This is a genomic window from uncultured Roseicyclus sp. (assembly GCF_937892565.1).
Taxonomy (GTDB): Bacteria; Pseudomonadota; Alphaproteobacteria; order Rhodobacterales; family Rhodobacteraceae; genus Roseicyclus.
The window spans coordinates 26231-42271 of the sequence record NZ_CALAHQ010000023.1 but is presented as its reverse complement, the minus strand read 5'-3'; the positions used below and the strand labels follow the sequence as shown (position 1 = coordinate 42271).

The 16041-nt window shown below is 64.1% G+C and carries 14 protein-coding genes; 10 read left to right on the top strand and 4 right to left on the bottom strand.

Annotation, left to right across the window (positions count from 1 at the left end; all coding sequences use genetic code 11):
• The first annotated feature begins 47 nt into the window (after positions 1 to 47).
• The gene (gyrB, locus tag Q0094_RS03060; RefSeq protein ID WP_297615137.1) at positions 48 to 2465 is read left to right on the top strand and encodes a DNA topoisomerase (ATP-hydrolyzing) subunit B; all 2418 of its coding nucleotides are present in this window, start codon (positions 48 to 50) and stop codon (positions 2463 to 2465) included.
• Positions 2466 to 2570: 105 nt separating this feature from the next.
• Here gyrB and Q0094_RS03055 read toward each other — a convergent pair whose 3' ends face one another.
• Both Q0094_RS03055 and Q0094_RS03050 read right to left on the bottom strand, forming a co-directional pair.
• The gene (locus Q0094_RS03055; protein WP_297615134.1) at positions 2571 to 3182 is read right to left on the bottom strand and encodes a phospholipid-binding protein MlaC; all 612 of its coding nucleotides are present in this window, start codon (positions 3180 to 3182) and stop codon (positions 2571 to 2573) included.
• A gap of 28 nt (positions 3183 to 3210) precedes the next feature.
• Entirely contained in the window at positions 3211 to 4005 is a 795-nt protein-coding gene (locus Q0094_RS03050; RefSeq protein WP_297615132.1) for a VacJ family lipoprotein, read from the bottom strand.
• Positions 4006 to 4154: 149 nt separating this feature from the next.
• Between Q0094_RS03050 and Q0094_RS03045 the strand changes: the two genes are divergently transcribed.
• From Q0094_RS03045 to Q0094_RS03020, 6 genes are all read left to right on the top strand, one after another.
• On the top strand, positions 4155 to 5885 hold the full coding sequence (locus tag Q0094_RS03045) for a type I secretion system permease/ATPase (RefSeq protein ID WP_297615130.1): 1731 nt from the start codon (positions 4155 to 4157) through the stop codon (positions 5883 to 5885).
• Complete coding sequence (locus Q0094_RS03040; protein ID WP_297615128.1) at positions 5882 to 7201, top strand: HlyD family type I secretion periplasmic adaptor subunit; 1320 nt, start codon at positions 5882 to 5884, stop codon at positions 7199 to 7201. The genes Q0094_RS03045 and Q0094_RS03040 overlap by 4 nt, the downstream gene beginning before the upstream one ends.
• An 82-nt stretch (positions 7202 to 7283) precedes the next feature.
• Entirely contained in the window at positions 7284 to 7766 is a 483-nt protein-coding gene (locus Q0094_RS03035; RefSeq protein WP_297615126.1) for a RidA family protein, read from the top strand.
• Between the two features lie 9 nt (positions 7767 to 7775).
• The gene (locus tag Q0094_RS03030) at positions 7776 to 8537 is read left to right on the top strand and encodes a glycerophosphodiester phosphodiesterase family protein (RefSeq protein WP_297615124.1); all 762 of its coding nucleotides are present in this window, start codon (positions 7776 to 7778) and stop codon (positions 8535 to 8537) included.
• Positions 8538 to 8607: 70 nt separating this feature from the next.
• Complete coding sequence (locus Q0094_RS03025; RefSeq protein ID WP_297615122.1) at positions 8608 to 9798, top strand: GNAT family N-acetyltransferase; 1191 nt, start codon at positions 8608 to 8610, stop codon at positions 9796 to 9798.
• Positions 9798 to 10097 (top strand): 4a-hydroxytetrahydrobiopterin dehydratase, encoded by a 300-nt coding sequence (locus Q0094_RS03020; RefSeq protein WP_297615120.1) that lies wholly within the window; start codon positions 9798 to 9800, stop codon positions 10095 to 10097. Before Q0094_RS03025 ends, Q0094_RS03020 begins: the two co-directional genes overlap by 1 nt.
• Before the next feature lie 76 nt (positions 10098 to 10173).
• On the opposite strand, the gene Q0094_RS03015 is transcribed toward Q0094_RS03020, so the two are convergent.
• Positions 10174 to 10662: a peroxiredoxin gene (locus Q0094_RS03015; protein ID WP_297615118.1), complete on the bottom strand. Its 489-nt coding sequence runs from the start codon at positions 10660 to 10662 to the stop codon at positions 10174 to 10176.
• 84 nt (positions 10663 to 10746) lie between these two features.
• On the opposite strand from Q0094_RS03015, the gene Q0094_RS03010 reads away from it, so the two are divergent.
• From Q0094_RS03010 to recQ, 3 genes are all read left to right on the top strand, one after another.
• Positions 10747 to 11952 carry an FAD/NAD(P)-binding oxidoreductase gene (locus tag Q0094_RS03010; RefSeq protein ID WP_297615116.1) on the top strand — a complete coding sequence of 402 codons (1206 nt, stop codon included), beginning with the start codon at positions 10747 to 10749 and terminating at the stop codon, positions 11950 to 11952.
• Positions 11953 to 11955: 3 nt separating this feature from the next.
• Positions 11956 to 12540, top strand: coding sequence for a 16S rRNA (guanine(966)-N(2))-methyltransferase RsmD (gene rsmD / locus Q0094_RS03005; RefSeq protein WP_297615114.1), 585 nt, complete (start codon positions 11956 to 11958; stop codon positions 12538 to 12540).
• 169 nt (positions 12541 to 12709) lie between these two features.
• Positions 12710 to 14752 (top strand): DNA helicase RecQ, encoded by a 2043-nt coding sequence (gene recQ, locus Q0094_RS03000; RefSeq protein WP_297615112.1) that lies wholly within the window; start codon positions 12710 to 12712, stop codon positions 14750 to 14752.
• On the opposite strand, the gene Q0094_RS02995 is transcribed toward recQ, so the two are convergent.
• Positions 14749 to 15933, bottom strand: a complete 1185-nt coding sequence (locus Q0094_RS02995) for an AI-2E family transporter (protein WP_297615110.1) — start codon at positions 15931 to 15933, stop codon at positions 14749 to 14751. The genes recQ and Q0094_RS02995 overlap by 4 nt on opposite strands.
• Positions 15934 to 16041 lie beyond the last annotated feature (108 nt).

Here is a 16041-nt window from a genome sequence, read left to right as displayed (position 1 = left end):
CCGCCCCGGGGGGTATAAAACCCCGAACAATATAGGCAGAGCACCGCATGGCAGACACCGCCCCCGCGCCGAGTGATTATGGCGCAGATTCCATCAAGGTTCTCAAAGGCCTGGAGGCCGTCCGCAAGCGCCCCGGCATGTATATCGGCGATACCGACGATGGGTCGGGCCTGCACCACATGGTCTATGAGGTCGTCGACAATGGCATCGACGAGGCATTGGGCGGTCATGCCGATTATGTTCACGTCATTTTGCACGCCGATGACAGTGTTTCCGTTCGGGACAATGGCCGCGGCATTCCCGTCGGCATCCACGAGGGAGAGGGTGTTTCAGCCGCCGAGGTCATCATGACCCAACTGCATGCGGGCGGAAAATTCGACCAGAATTCCTACAAGGTTTCGGGTGGTCTGCACGGGGTCGGCGTGTCGGTGGTGAATGCGCTGTCCGATTGGCTGGATCTGCGCGTCTGGCGTGAGGGCCATGAACACTACGCCCGTTTCGAGCGGGGCGATACCGTCAAGCATCTGGCAGTCGTGGGCGACAGCGGCGGCGAAACCGGGACCGAGGTGCGCTTTCTGGCATCGACCACCACGTTTTCCAACCTCGACTACAATTTCAAGACGCTGGAAAACCGTCTGCGCGAACTGGCGTTCCTCAATTCCGGGGTCAAGATCGTGCTGGAGGATCTGCGCCATGCCGAACCCCAGCGGGTCGAGATGATCTATGAAGGCGGTGTGCGCGAATTCGTCCGCTATCTGGACCGGTCGAAATCGTCGGTCATGGCCGATCCGATCTATGTCTCGGGCGAAAAGGACGGCATCGGCGTCGAAGTCGCGATGTGGTGGAACGACAGCTACAACGAGATGGTGTTGCCCTTTACCAACAACATCCCGCAACGCGACGGCGGCACGCATCTGGCGGGCTTTCGGGGCGCGCTGACGCGATCGATCAACAGCTATGCGCAATCATCGGGCATCGCCAAGCGCGAGAAAGTGAATTTCACCGGTGACGACGCGCGCGAGGGGCTGACTTGCGTCTTGTCGGTCAAGGTGCCGGATCCGAAATTCAGCAGCCAGACCAAGGACAAGCTGGTGTCATCCGAGGTGCGGCCGGCGGTCGAGAACCTGATGAACGAAAAGCTGGGTGAGTGGTTCGAAGAACACCCAAGCGAGGCGCGCATCATCGTGGGCAAGATCATCGAAGCAGCCGTCGCGCGCGAGGCGGCGCGCAAGGCGCGGGAATTGACCCGGCGCAAAACGGCGATGGATGTGGCCAGCCTGCCCGGGAAACTGGCCGATTGTCAGGAAAAAGACCCCGCGAAATCCGAATTGTTCCTTGTCGAAGGCGACAGCGCGGGCGGGTCGGCCAAACAGGGCCGGTCGCGTCACAATCAGGCGGTTCTGCCGTTGCGCGGCAAGATCCTGAACGTCGAGCGGGCGCGCTTTGACCGGATGCTGGGCAGTCAGGAAATCGGCACGCTGATCACGGCGCTGGGCACCGGGATCGGGCGCGATGAATTCGATCTGAAAAAGCTGCGCTACCACAAGATCGTCATCATGACCGATGCCGATGTCGATGGCGCACATATCCGCACGCTGTTGTTGACCTTTTTCTTCCGCCAGATGCCGCAACTGATCGAGGGCGGGCATTTGTTCATCGCCCAACCGCCGCTTTACAAGGTCAGCCGTGGCAAATCCGAGGTCTATATCAAGGACCAGATCGCGCTTGAGGATTATCTGATCCAGCAAGGCACCGAGGGCGCGGTGCTGCGTCTTCCGGGTGGCGAAGAAATCGCAGGCGCCGATCTGGCCCGTGTGGTCGAAGGCGCGCGCAGTTTCAAACGCATTCTCGAGGCCTTTCCCACCCATTACCCGCGCCATATTCTGGAACAGGCGGCTCTGGCCGGTGCCTTTGATCCGGGCCGGGCCGATGCAGATCTGCAGCGCGTGGCGGATGAGGTTGCCCAGCGGCTTGATCAGGTCGCGGTGGAATACGAGCGCGGCTGGGCGGGTCGGATCACGCAAGATCATGGCATTCGCTTGAGCCGCGTTTTGCGCGGGGTGGAGGAGATTCGCACACTCGATGGTGCCGTGCTCCGCTCGGGCGAGGCGCGCAAACTTTCCGAGGTCAGCCGCGACAGCCGCGAGGTCTATCGTGACCCGGCAAAGCTAGGCCGCAAGGATCGTGAGCAGCTGATCCATGGACCCACGGAATTGCTGGGTGCGATCCTGGACGAAGGCGCAAAGGGTCTTCAGATGCAACGCTACAAGGGTCTGGGTGAAATGAACCCGGGTCAGTTGTGGGAAACCACACTCGACCCCGAAGCGCGCACGCTTTTGCAGGTCAAGGTCGATGATCTGGCAGAAGCCGACGACATCTTTACCAAGCTGATGGGCGATGTGGTCGAACCGCGGCGTGAATTCATTCAGGCCAATGCGCTGAGCGTCGAGAATCTGGATTTCTGACCATCAAGGCCATGCGTCAACGGCACGGGCGCCATGGCCGTGCCGTTGTCCTGATGTCCGGGGCCAGTGTGGGCGCAGGCGCCCATCCTGAAGGCCGGTGTGGTGTTACCCCAAATTGCGCAATGCAGCAGCGGCCGCATCGATCGAGCCGCCGTTGCGGTCAAGGATCGCCCCGATCTCGGATCGTTCCGTGATCACCAGCGATACGCCTTCGATCAACAGATCGATGAACAGTGCCTGCCCCGACCGATCCCAGACGCGGAAACGCACCTCGAAGGGGGCTTGACCCCGCAAAAGCACCTGGCCGATCACCTCGATGTAGCGACCAGTGTCCTGGGCGCCGGTCACACTGACGGTTCCGCCGATGAACTCCCGAAAGCGCCGCCCGTATTTGCGCGCCATGTAGCCTTTGAACGCATCGGCAAAATCGGCAAGCTGGGTCGGGCTGGCTGTCCGCGCGGGCGGGCCCAGAACCGATTGGGTGATGGTCGGCATGTCGCCGTAGCGCGCCATCATCCGTTCGAAATCACGGATCATCGTTGTCTCGGATTGGCCGGAATTGATGATGCGGGTGATCTCGGCTGCGACAAGCTCGACCAGCCCGCTGGCCTGTGCGGCCGACAGGGCCAGCGCGCGCAGCGGCAAGATGGCGGCGCCTGCGGCAAGGCAGCCCGCGATCACGACAGCACGGCGGGTGGGGCGGATTTCATGCGACATGGGCAAAGACCTGAACGTGAAACTAGGATCAGTATGGATCAACATAGGGATCGGCATAGGCATCGTCACCCCCACCCGCCGGCACAGCCACAGCGCCGCCCAAAGCAAAGCGCCGATTCTGAAGATAGAGCGAGCGAAGCTGGGCATAGCTGTCGGCGCTTTCATACAAAAGGCCATCGATCGTGGCATCCATCTCGTAGCGGGTGCCAAGGCGGTCCATCAGCTGGGCTGCGGTGACATAGCGGCGGTCGGCCTCGGGCACGGCATGACGGACCGGATTGGTTGCCATATCCACGATCAAGCCGACCGTGTCGCGCGTGGTGGACGGGCCGAAACCGGGCAGCATGACAAAATCCCCTTCGCCCACGCCCCAGATATGCAGGGTTTGGCCAAAATCGGTCTGCGCGGCCGGCACGCCCAAGGCGGTCGCCGGATCGAACAGCCCGCCGATCCCAAGGGTCGAATTGACCATGAACCGGATCAGGTTCTGCGATGCCTGACCGATCCGCACCTGAACAAGGTTGTTGAGAATGTAGGATGGTTGCGACAGGTTCGAGGCGAAATTGCTCACCCCTTGCCGCAGCGGGTCGGGCACCACGCTGCCATAGCCCTGCGCGGTCGGGCCCACGATGGCGCTGTCGAGCGCAAGATTGAAGCGATGCACGGCCCGATTGCGCGCCTCGGCCGCATCCGTGATCTGATCGCCGGGCGGCAGTGTCGCAGGGCCACAGGCCGCCAGGGTAGCAAGCGCAAGCGCGGCAAGACCTGAAAATAGGCGGCGAAGCGAAAGGGCATCAAACACAGGCAGCATCCGTTCGATCATGTCATTTGCCCCTTGCAACCTAGTCGGAAGAAACCGGATTTAAAGCTATGCGACTGTCTATAGCCATCGGGGGGCTGTCGTTGTTACAAGAGGGTCTGGGCCGCCGTGTCAAGGGGCGCCCCCGTGCGTGTGAGTATTGAGTGAGCAAGATGGCCGAGATATCGCCCAAGACTGCATCCGGCCCCGACGAGTTGACGCAGTTCCGGCGTCAAAATGGCTGGCTTTTGTGGTCGATCGCGCTGTTCAGCATGGCGGTCAACGCGCTGATGCTGACCGGGCCGCTATACATGCTTCAGGTCTATGATCGCGTTCTGGGGTCGCGGTCCGAGGAAACGCTGGTCGCATTGACGGTGTTGATCGTGTTCTTGTTCCTGATGATGGGGGTGCTCGATTTCGTGCGCGGCCGCATCGGTGCGCGCTATGGCGCGCGTTTGCAGGCAACGCTCGATGGGCGCATCTTTGCCGCCGCTCTTGCGCGGGCGCGCCGCACGGGTGAGGGGCAAAGCGCGCTTCAGGATCTGGCGTCGGTTCAGCGATTGACGGCCGCCCCGGTGTTCATGGCGGTGTTTGATCTTCCGTGGACGCCGCTGTTCATCGCCGCGATCTTTCTGTTTCATCCGTGGCTGGGCTGGCTGGCCTTGGCGGGCATGGCGGTTCTGATCGGTCTGGCCCTGATGAACCGCGCGCTCAGCCAATTGCCGATCGCCCGCGCGGCCGCGGTCGCGCATGGCGCCGATCGCATGGCGGGCGATATGCAAGGCGAGGCCGAGTTGATCCGCGCGCTGGGCATGGAGGGCAGCGCCTTTCGTCGCTGGCGCCGTCAACGCGGCCTTGCGCTGGCCGAGGGGATGCGCGCCACCGATCTGGTGGGCGGCTTCAGCGCGGCCACCCGCACCGTGCGGCTGTTCTTGCAATCGGCGATCCTTGGTCTGGGTGCGTATCTGGTGCTTCAGGCCGAAATGACGGCGGGTGCGATGATTGCGGGGTCGATCCTGTTGGGGCGGGCCTTGGCGCCCATCGAGATGGCGGTCGGCCAATGGGGTGCAATCGCCGAAGCGGGCCAGGCTTGGCGCAGGCTATCGGCGCTTTTGGCGGCAGAGACCACGCCGCCACCCCGTATGGCGCTGCCCATGCCAAGGGCACGGCTTGATGTGACGCAGCTTTCGGTCGTGCCGCCCGGCGCGCGTGCGCCCACGCTGCGCGGTGTCAGCTTTCGCATCGAACCGGGTCAGGCGGTCGGGATCATCGGCCCTTCGGGTTCGGGCAAATCCACCTTGGCGCGCGCCATAACCGGGGTGTGGCTGCCCGCTGTCGGACAGATTCGTCTGGATGGCGCGACGCTTGACCAATACGATCCTGACGCGCTGGGGGGCTACATCGGCTATCTGCCGCAAGCGGTGACGCTGTTCGAAGGCACGATCGCGGAAAACATTGCCCGGCTGGCCGAGACGCCCGACACCGACAAGGTTGTCGCCGCCGCCCGCATGGCCGCGGCCCATGAGATGATCCTCGATCTGCCCGAAGGCTATGACACCCGCGTATCGGGTCTTGGGGCGCGGCTGTCAGGGGGGCAGATCCAGCGGATCGGGCTGGCGCGCGCGCTTTATGGCGACCCGGTTCTTTTGGTCCTCGATGAGCCCAATTCCGCGCTCGACAATGAGGGGTCCATCGCGCTCAACCGCGCGGTTCAGGCGATCAAGGCCGGGGGTCGCGCGGTTCTGATCATGGCGCACCGCCCCGCCGCCATCCGCGAATGTGATCGGCTTTTGGTGTTGTCGGGCGGCGCGCCGGTGATGTTTGGCCCCACCCAAGAGGTGCTGCAAAAGACATTGGCCAACTATGCCGACATCAAGACCGCTGCCGCGGGCGGTGTGTCATGAGCGCACCACAGCATCCCGATGCCGGGCATGGCTGGTCTGTGCGCGGGCCGCTTTTGACGGGGCTGTTGGCCATGCTGCTGCTGTTGGGCGGGTTCGGTGGCTGGGCGATGACCAGCCAGCTTGCCGGCGCCATCGTCGCCTCGGGCCGCATCGAGGTAGAGCGCAACCGCCAAGCGCTCCAGCATCCCGAGGGGGGCGTGGTGGCCGCCCTTCTGGTCGATGAGGGCGACAGGGTCGCGGCAGGCGATGTGCTGCTGCGCCTGGCCCCCGGCCAGCTTGCCCGCGATCAGGCGGTCGCGGTGGCGCGGCTGTTCGAATTGCGCGTGCGTCGCGCCCGGCTTGAGGCCGAGCGCGATGGCGCGGCCAGCGTGGTGTTTTCCCCCGCCTTGGCCGCGACTGCGGCCACCGATGCCGAACTGGCCGATCTGATGCAGGGTCAAGATACCCTGTTTGCCGCGCGCCGTGACACCGCCGAACGCGAAATCGAACAGCTTCGCGGCCGCATCACCCAGATCGCGGCGCAGATTGCCGCGCTCAGCGCGCAAGATGCGGCGCTGGCCGAACAGCTTGCGCTGGTCGATGCCGATCTGATCCGCCAGCGCGGCTTGCTCGAGCGTGGCTTGATCCAATCCGATCCGGTCTTGCGTCTGCAACGTGACGCGGCGCAATTGCGCGGTTCCCTGGGTGAGTTGGAGGCGCGCAAGGCCGAGGCCGCCGAGCGCGTGATCGAGACCGAATTGGCGATCTTGCAGCGCGCCACCACCCGCCGCGAGGAAGCCATCGCCGAATTGCGCGAGATTCGCGTGGCCGAAGAGGAATTGCGCCAGCGCCTTGCCGATCTTGACCGCCGCATGGCCGAGCTTGATCTGCGCGCCCCGGTCGCGGGCCGGATCATCGGGCTACAGGTCTTTGGTCCGCAATCGGTGTTGCGCGCGGGCGATCCCGTGGGCTTTGTGGTGCCCGAAGGGCGGCCCTTGGTGATCACCACCGAGGTGCCCGCCATCCATATCGATCAGGTCTTTGTCGGTCAGGCGGTCAGCTTGCGGTTTCCCGCGCTCGATCTGCGCAATCTGCCCGATCTGATGGGGCAGGTGACGCAAATCTCGGCCGATGCCTTTGTCGATGAGCGCAGCGGCGCGTCGTTCTATCGCGCCGAAGTGGCGCTGGACGCGGGAGAGATGGCCCGCCTTGCCCCGCGCGTGCTGTTGCCCGGCATGCCGGTCGAGGCCTTCATCCGCACCAATGACCGCACGCCCCTGACCTATCTGCTGGAACCGTTCAGCATCTATTTCGCCCGCGCCTTTCGCGAAAGCTGACGCAGGCTGCGCTTCGCCTCTTTTCCTTTGGCGGTGCTACGGTTAGCTTTGCGTCAAATCGGATCGGCTGGGAGATATCGGAATGGCTGGAACAATCGAAGCGCGCCTTGCGGAGCTTGGCATCATCCTGGCAGGGCCCCCGCCCGCGCCGGCGGCGAATTATGTGCCTTATGTCGTCGCGGGTGATCTGGTGTTCGTCTCGGGCCAGATCCCGATGACGTCCGCGGGTCTGGACAGCCTGATCAAGGGCCGCGTTGGCGTCGATCTGGATATCGCGGCGGGGGCTGCTGCGGCACGGCTGTGTGCGATCAACCTGTTGGCACAGGTCAAATCCGCCTGCGGTGGCGATCTGGATCGGCTGGTGCGGGTGGTCAAGCTGACCGGCTTTGTCAATGCCCCGCCCGAATTCGGCGATCAGCCCAAGGTCGTCAACGGCGCATCCGATCTGTTGGTCGACGTGCTGGGCGACAAGGGCCGGCACAGCCGGTCTGCCGTCAGTGCGGGGGGCCTGCCCTTTGGCTGCGCGGTCGAGGTCGAAGGGATTTTCCAGATCAAACCCGCCTGAGGCACGGACATGCCCGCGCTTCCCGCCGCATTGCTGGCCCGACCTATCGCGCATCGCGGTTTGCATGACCGGGCGGCTGGCGTCATTGAAAACAGCCCCGCGGCCTTTGCCCGCGCGATCGCGGCGGGCTATGGCATCGAGCTTGATCTGCAACTCAGCGCCGATGGCGTGGCCATGGTGTTTCATGACGACACGCTCGATCGCCTGACCGCCCAAAGCGGCCCCTTGCGCGGGTTGAGTGCGGCGGCGTTGGGTCAGATCACGCTCAGCGGCTCGGCCAGCGGCGATCATATTCCGACACTGGCCGCCATACTGGATCAGGTCGCCGGACAGGTGCCGCTTTTGATCGAACTCAAGGATCAGTCGGGCGCTGCCGGCGTCGGTGTGACGGATCTGGAACAGGCTGTGGCAACAACGCTGGCGGGCTATGGTGGCGATGTGGCGGTGATGTCGTTCAACCCCGCCATGATGGCCGCGATGGCGGCACTTGCCCCCGATCTGCCGCGCGGGATCACAAGCTGTGGCTTTGAACCGGGTGATTGGCCTGACCTGTCGGCTGAAACCTGTGCCCTTTTGCGCGATATCAGTAGCTTCGAGGCCGTGGGCGCCAGCTTCATCAGCCATGATTGGCATGATCTGGCCCGCCCGCGCGTGTCGGAACTCAAGGCCGGGGGCGTGCCGATCTTGTGCTGGACCGTCAAATCGCCCGAAGCCGAAGGCATCGCGCGACGGCTTGCCGATCAGATCACCTTTGAGGGTTATCCGGCCTGATCTTCGGATTGACGCGGCCCACACGCGCCCCATCTGAGGTGCAAGCCCCAGCAGCCGCCGGAGACGGGATTTGGACGCAAGCGCCCCCATCGAAATCGAGGTTCTGGGCGCAATCGCCCAGATCGATGCTGCCGATTGGGATGCCTGTGCCTGCCCCGAGGCGGCCGATGGCGGGCCGCCCCATGATCCGTTCAGCACGCACCGCTTTCTGCACGCTCTGGAGGTGTCGCGCTCTGTCGGCACCGGCACGGGCTGGGCGCCGCGGCATCTGGTAGCACGCAGCGCCGGACAGGTGATCGCCGTCGCCCCGCTGTATTCCAAGGGCCACAGTCAGGGCGAATACATCTTTGATCATAACTGGGCCGATGCCTATCAGCGGGCGGGCGGGCGCTATTACCCCAAGCTGCAGATGGCCGTGCCCTTTACCCCCGCGACAGGCCGCCGCTTTCTGACCCGTCCCGGCTGGCACGCGGCAGGCATGGACGCATTGGTGCAAGCCGCCGTGCGCCTGACCGAGGAAAACGGCCTCAGCTCGCTGCATGTCACCTTTTGCACCCAAGCCGAGGCCACAGCCGGCGCGCAGATGGGCCTGATGGCCCGGATCAGTCAGCAATTTCACTGGCACAATGCAGGCTATGGCGATTTCGACGGGTTTCTGGCAGCGCTCAGTTCGCGCAAGCGCAAGACCATCCGCAAGGAACGCGCCGAAGCGCAAGGCTTTGGTGGCGACATGGTGGCGCTGACGGGCGATGCCATCCAGCCCGCGCATTGGGATGCGTTCTGGCGGTTCTATCAGGACACGGGCGCACGCAAATGGGGCCAGCCCTATCTTACGCGGGCATTTTTCGACGCCGCGCATGAAAGCCTGCGCGACGACATGCTGATGGTGCTGGCGCTGCGCGAGGGGCGGCCGGTGGCGGGGGCGCTGAATTTCATCGGGCGCGATGTGCTTTACGGGCGCTATTGGGGCTGCACCGAACATCATCCCTGCCTGCATTTCGAGCTGTGCTATTATCAGGCCATCGATTTCGCCATCGCTCATGGGCTGGGCCGGGTCGAGGCGGGCGCACAGGGCGAACACAAGCTGGCGCGCGGTTATCTGCCGGTGCAGACCCATTCGCTGCATTGGGTGCGCGATGCGGGTTTTGCCGATGCCGTCGCGCGCTATCTGAGGGCCGAGCGGGCGGCGGTGAGCGAAGAGATCGAGATCATGACGGGCTATGGCCCGTTCAAGCGCGCGCAGATGGAGGAACAGGATTGATGCCAGCCACAAAGCTAGACGGTGCCGCGCGGGACGCGGCCCTTGCAAGCCTGACCCAAGCCGGATGGGCGCTCGTTGATGGCCGCGAGGCGGTGCGCAAGCGCTACGTTTTCACCGATTTCACCGCTGCTTTCGCGTGGATGACGCGGGTCGCGCTGGTTGCGGAAAAGATGAACCACCACCCGGAATGGTTCAATGTCTACAAAACGGTGGATGTGACGCTGGCCACCCATGATGTGGGCGGATTGAGTGATCTTGATGTCAGGCTGGCCGAAAAGATGGATCTTTTCGCAAGGTAGGGCGCGGAAAACCCGGGTTTTCCGCGCCGAAAAACTGGCGTTTTTCCGTGGGCAAAACTTGCGTTTTGCCCATGCGTCAGATGGCGGCCAGCAGGGTTTCACCCGCCGACAATTCGCAAACGCCCGGGCCTTCTTCGATGTTGAGCACCTTGACCACACCATCTTCGGCGTAAAGCGCATAACGGCGCGAGCGGTCGTAGAAGCCCGCCGGTGCTGCGGTCCAGTTCAGGCCGATCGCCTTGGTGAATTCCGCGCCCGCATCCCCAAGAAAGGTCAGCCCGGCCTCTGCCGCGCCGGTGTCCTTGGCCCATGCGGCCATCACGAAGGGGTCGTTGACCGAAACACAGATGATCTCATCCACGCCCTTGGCATCGAAATCGCCTTTGGTGCGGATGAAGGTGGGCACATGGGCGGCGGTGCAGGTGCGGGTATAGGCCCCGGGCAGACCGAAGATCACAACCTTGCGGCCACGGGTCTTGTCGGCCATCCTGACCGCTTCCGGCCCATTGGCGCCAAAGATCAGCAGCGTGGCATCGGGCAGTGTGTCGCCTACGGAAATGGTCATTGGTGCGGTCCCCTTCGCTTGTTAATCCGGTGCACCGCCATATAGGGTCAGCGCGACAGACGGCCAACGCGAAAGGTGCGGAACGTGACGAAAATCGTGGTCATCGGCGCCGGTCAGGCGGGGGCGGCCTGTGTGGCCAGGCTGCGTGCCGAAGGCTTTGCAGGCCCGATCACCCTGATTGGCGAGGAACCCGTGCCGCCCTATCAGCGCCCGCCCTTGTCCAAGGCCTATCTCTTGGGTGAAATGAGCATAGATCGGCTCTTGTTGCGCCCCGAAAGCTATTATCGCGACGCGGGCATCACTCTGATGCTGGGTTGTCCGGTTGATGCGATCGACCGGGCCTCGCGGCAGGTGATCGTCGGCGGCCAGACCATCGCCTATGATGCGCTGGTGCTGGCCACGGGGTCGGTGCCGCGCCGCTTGCCTGCGGCGATCGGGGGCGATCTGGGCGGCGTGCATGTGGTGCGGGGGCTGGCCGATGTGGATGGCATGGCGCCCGGCCTGCAACCGGGGCGGCGCGCGCTGATCGTGGGGGGCGGCTATATCGGGCTGGAGGCCGCCGCCGTCGCGCGCAAGCGTGGCATGGATGTGACACTGATCGAAATGGCGCCGCGCATCTTGCAACGCGTGGCCGCCCCCGAGACATCGGATTTTTTTCGCGCGCTGCACCGCGCCCATGGCGTCGATATCCGCGAAGGCGTGGGCCTGTCGCGGCTTTTGGGCGCCGATCATGTGACGGGGGCCGTCTTGTCGGACGGGGTGGAATTGCCCTGCGATCTGGTGATCGTGGGGATCGGCATCGCCCCCGCCACCGCCCTGGCCGAAGCGGCGGGGCTTGCGATCGACAACGGGATCATGACCGATGAACAGGGGCGCACCAGCGATCTTGCGATCTGGGCGGCGGGCGATTGTGCCAGCTTTCCCCATCGCGGTGGGCGCATCCGGCTGGAATCGGTGCAAAACGCCATCGATCAGGCTGAAACAGTGGCCCGCAACATCCTTGGGGCGGGGGTGGCCTATCACCCGCTGCCGTGGTTCTGGTCGGATCAATATGACATCAAGCTGCAGATCGCGGGGCTGAACGCCGGCTACACCCGCGTCGTGGTGCGCGATGGAGGGGCGGCGCGGTCGCATTGGTATTACGCGGATGACAGGCTGGTGGCGGTCGATGCGATGAATGATCCGCGCGGCTACATGATCGGCAAGCGGTTGATCGAGGCGGGCAAATCCCCCGATCCTGCGCGGGTAGCCGATGCCGCTCAGGATCTCAAGCCGCTGTTGCAGGGCTAAGGCATGCGGATCATCGCGGGGCGCTTTCGCGGCAGGAAACTGGCCGAGGTCGGGGCGGGCGATGTGGCCGCGCATCTGCGCCCGACCACCGATCGGGTGCGCGAGAACCTGTTCAACATCCTGACCTCGGGCAAGCATGGCGACCCGATCACGGGGGCCCGTGTGCTGGATCTGTTCGCGGGCACGGGTGCCTTGGGGCTCGAGGCACTCAGCCGGGGCGCCGGACATGTCACATTCGTCGATGATGGTGTCGCGGCGCGCGCGCTTTTGCGCGCCAATGTCGCGCTCTGTGCGGCCCAAGGCGCAAGCAAGGTGTTTGCCCGTGACGCGACCGATCTGGGCCCGGCGACGGGCCTGCCCTTTGGTCTGGTCTTTCTTGATCCGCCTTATGGCAAGGGTCTGGGCGAGATTGCGCTGGCCAATGCCCAGACGGGCGGCTGGATCGCGCCGGGGGCGTTGATCATGTGGGAAGACAACGCGCCGCCTCGGGTGCCGCCGGGTTTTGCCCTGAGCGATCAGCGCAGCTATGGCGGCACGGTGATCACGCTTTTGCGCGCCGATCCGGGCATGCGGGGCGATGTGCAATAGGGTTCCGGCCCGCTGATTGCTTTGGGGGCCACCGGTCTTTTGTCATTCGGTTCCGCCCCTCAAGACAGCCCGGCAGGATCTGGGTTCAAGCTCTTGTGAACCGCATCTCAACATGGAAGAGTCCCGGAAAATCGAGCAAATCTTTCGAGTGACCCGACAGGCAACCCAAATGCAGGATGCGCGCGCGCTTTTATCCTCGGTCTTTGGCTTTTCCGCGTTTCGACCCGGTCAGGCCGAGATCGTGCAAGCCGTGGCCGACGGGCGCAATGTGCTGGCGATCATGCCGACGGGCGGTGGCAAATCGCTGTGCTTTCAGTTGCCCGCGCTGCTCAGCACAGGCGTGACGGTGGTGATCTCGCCCTTGATCGCGCTGATGCGCGATCAGGTGCGCGGCTTGCATGAGGCAGGTGTGGTCGCGGGTGCGCTGACCAGCGGCAACACGCCCGAGGAAACCGACGCCGTCTGGGCCGCGCTCGAAGATGGCAGCCTCAAGCTTCTTTATATCGCGCCCGAACGTCTGGCCGCATCCGGTACGCAACGCATGCTCAAGCGTGCGGGCGTTTGCCTGATCGCGGTGGATGAGGCCCATTGCGTCAGCCAATGGGGTCATGATTTCCGGCCCGATTACCTTCGGATCGGGGAATTGCGTCGCGCCTTGGATGTGCCGCTGGCGGCCTTTACCGCAACGGCAGATGCCGAAACGCGCGATGAAATCATCCTTCGCTTGTTTGATGGCGCCCAGCCCGACATCTTTCTGCGCGGCTTTGATCGGCCCAATCTGGGCTTGGCCTTTGAGGTCAAGCAAAACCCCCGCCAACAGATCTTGTCCTTTGCTGCGGCGCGCAAGGGGCAGTCGGGCATCGTCTATTGCGGCACCCGCGCCAAGACCGAAGCGCTGGCCCAGGCGCTTGCGCAGGCGGGCCATAGCGCGTGCCATTATCACGGCGGGATGGAAGCAGAGGATCGCCGCATCGTCGAAGGGCGCTTTGCCACCGAGGACGGGTTGATCGTGGTGGCAACCATCGCCTTTGGGATGGGTGTGGACAAGCCCGACATCCGCTGGGTCGCCCATGCCGATCTGCCGAAATCCATCGAAGGCTATTATCAGGAAATCGGCCGCGCCGGGCGCGATGGGGCGCCCGCCGATACCCTGACGCTTTACGGCCCCGATGACATCCGCTTTCGCCGGTCACAGATCGACGAGGGGCTGGCCCCACCCGAACGCAAGGCCGCCGATCACGCGCGGCTCAATGCGCTTTTGGGTCTGGCCGAAGCGCTGGCCTGCCGGCGACAAGTGCTTTTGGGCTATTTCGGAGAAGCGTCCGCGCCTTGCGGCAATTGCGATTTGTGCCTCAACCCGCCCGAGGTCTTTGATGCCACCACCCCCGTGCGCAAGGCGCTGTCGGCGATCTTGCGGACCGGGGAATGGTTTGGGGCGGGGCATCTGATCGATATTCTGACGGGTACACAGACCGACAAGATGCGCGAAAGGGGCCATGAAACGCTGCCGACCTTTGGCGTCGGAACGGAATTCGACACGCGCGGCTGGCAGGCGGTGTTTCGTCAGATGGCCGCCCATGATCTGGTGCGCCCCGATCCCGCCCGGCACGGCGCGCTGCGCATGACCGAAGCCGCGCGCCCGATCCTGCGCGGTGAGGCGGGGATCACGCTGCGCCATGACACGATCAAGGCTGCCCCACGCCGCCCGCAGGTCAAGATGCTGGTGGCCGATGAGGACGCGCCGCTCCTGTCCGCGCTGAAAGCCAAGCGCCGCGCCCTGGCCGAGGCCTCGCGCGTTCCGGCCTATGTGATCTTCACGGATCGCACGCTGATCGAAATGGCGGAAACCCGGCCCGAAACGCTGGATCAGATGGCGCGCATCACCGGGGTCGGGGCGTCCAAGCTGGAAAAATACGGGTCGCTGTTCTTGGCTGTGATCACGGGCGACCGCCCCGATGATCTGCACCCGGCGCGGCGCAAGCTGGCCGGGCGTGATGCCGGTACGCTTTATGATCGGCTTTTGGCGGTGCAGGCCGATCTGGCGCGCGGTGAAACGGGATTGGACAAACCCGTCACCTGTTCTTCGGCGCAACTGGCCAAGCTGGCCGAATTGCGGCCCGGCGATCTTGGCGCGGTGGCGCGGGTGTTGGGCGACCGGCGCGCTGAACGCTTTGGCGATGCCTTTCTTCAGGTGCTGCGCGACGCGGGTTAGCCGCGCCTTGATTGCTGCGTTGTCACCGGATCGGGCGGGACAGCCGCCGCCAGCGTGCGTCGCGCAAATCGCTTTGGCAGATCGGTTTCAAGATCGGGCAAACCTTCACGCGACAAAAGCACGGCCACGGGGCGCAATTCCGGCACATGGCTGCACACGATCATGGCCGCAACCATGATCGGCACCGACAAGAACATGCCCGCAATCCCCCAGATCGACCCCCAGAAAGCCAGCGCAACGACAATACCAAAGGTCGACAGCCTGAGCGCGCGGCCCATCAGCCAAGGGTCGATGATGTTGCCATTGATGAATTGGATCGCGCCCACCGCCAGAAAGAACGCCAGCGTCGGCCCCGGTTCGCCCAGTTGCACATAGGTGACAAGCGTGGCCAGAACCGTCGCAACGATCGAGCCGACATTGGGGATGTAGTTCAGCACAAAGGTCAGGATGCCGATCGCCACCGCCAGCTCCAGCCCAAAGGCCAGCGCCACGCCATAGACCATGACCCCGGTCACGGCGCTGACCACCGTCTTGACCAACAGGTAATAGTTCACCCGATGCATGATGGTGCCGATCACCCGCCGGGCATGCGCCGCGCGCTTGGCATTGCCGCCCATCAGGCTGGTCAGCTTGACCTCGAACCAGAGCCGCTCGGCGAACAGAAAACCCACAAACAAGATCACCAACACCGTGCTTTGCATCAGGCCGCCCGCCTGACCGGCCATGGCGCGCAGATAGCCCGAAACATCGATGCTGCCGATGGCGCTGGCGATTGCGGTCTCAACCTCGGGGCCCATCCATGCAAACAGATCCGCCACGGCCCCGGGTGCCCGTTCCGTATAGGTCAGCGTCGTCGCCAGCACCGTGTTGATCTGCGACAAGATCAGCGAGCTCAGCATGAAAAGGCCGGTCGAGATCAGCAGCACCGCCACAAGGCTTGCCAGCCAGTTGGGAATGCCCACTCGCCCCACCTTGAGCCGGGCGATGTGGCCGATCGCATCGCTGGTCAGGCTGAAGACGATGATCGCCACGGCAAGCGATGTCAGCAAGAACCGCGCCTCGACCAGCAGGAACAAGAAGATCGCACCCGCAATGATGACCAGCGCCGCTGTTTGCACGCGGTTGCGGCTTTGTGACCGTGTGGGCAGCTTGTCCTCGTCTGGTGTGTCGGTCACGTTCATATCGCCCAATCCCTGCGGTGATACTGGAACGCCCGTGGCCTAATCTCAAGCGATGTTATGGACCGGCTTCGGCTTGCCCGCTGTGGCACGGGGCGCTAGGTCCACCCC

Bases quoted from the DNA above. Each gene is read 5' to 3' on its own strand.
- gyrB (WP_297615137.1), top strand. From the start codon at position 48: ATGGCAGACACCGCCCCCGCGCCGAGTGATTATGGCGCAGATTCCATC.
- Q0094_RS03055 (WP_297615134.1), bottom strand. From the start codon at position 3,182: ATGTCGCATGAAATCCGCCCCACCCGCCGTGCTGTCGTGATCGCGGGC.
- Q0094_RS03050 (WP_297615132.1), bottom strand. From the start codon at position 4,005: ATGATCGAACGGATGCTGCCTGTGTTTGATGCCCTTTCGCTTCGCCGC.
- Q0094_RS03045 (WP_297615130.1), top strand. From the start codon at position 4,155: ATGGCCGAGATATCGCCCAAGACTGCATCCGGCCCCGACGAGTTGACG.
- Q0094_RS03040 (WP_297615128.1), top strand. From the start codon at position 5,882: ATGAGCGCACCACAGCATCCCGATGCCGGGCATGGCTGGTCTGTGCGC.
- Q0094_RS03035 (WP_297615126.1), top strand. From the start codon at position 7,284: ATGGCTGGAACAATCGAAGCGCGCCTTGCGGAGCTTGGCATCATCCTG.
- Q0094_RS03030 (WP_297615124.1), top strand. From the start codon at position 7,776: ATGCCCGCGCTTCCCGCCGCATTGCTGGCCCGACCTATCGCGCATCGC.
- Q0094_RS03020 (WP_297615120.1), top strand. From the start codon at position 9,798: ATGCCAGCCACAAAGCTAGACGGTGCCGCGCGGGACGCGGCCCTTGCA.
- Q0094_RS03015 (WP_297615118.1), bottom strand. From the start codon at position 10,662: ATGACCATTTCCGTAGGCGACACACTGCCCGATGCCACGCTGCTGATC.
- rsmD (WP_297615114.1), top strand. From the start codon at position 11,956: ATGCGGATCATCGCGGGGCGCTTTCGCGGCAGGAAACTGGCCGAGGTC.
- recQ (WP_297615112.1), top strand. From the start codon at position 12,710: ATGCAGGATGCGCGCGCGCTTTTATCCTCGGTCTTTGGCTTTTCCGCG.
- Q0094_RS02995 (WP_297615110.1), bottom strand. From the start codon at position 15,933: ATGAACGTGACCGACACACCAGACGAGGACAAGCTGCCCACACGGTCA.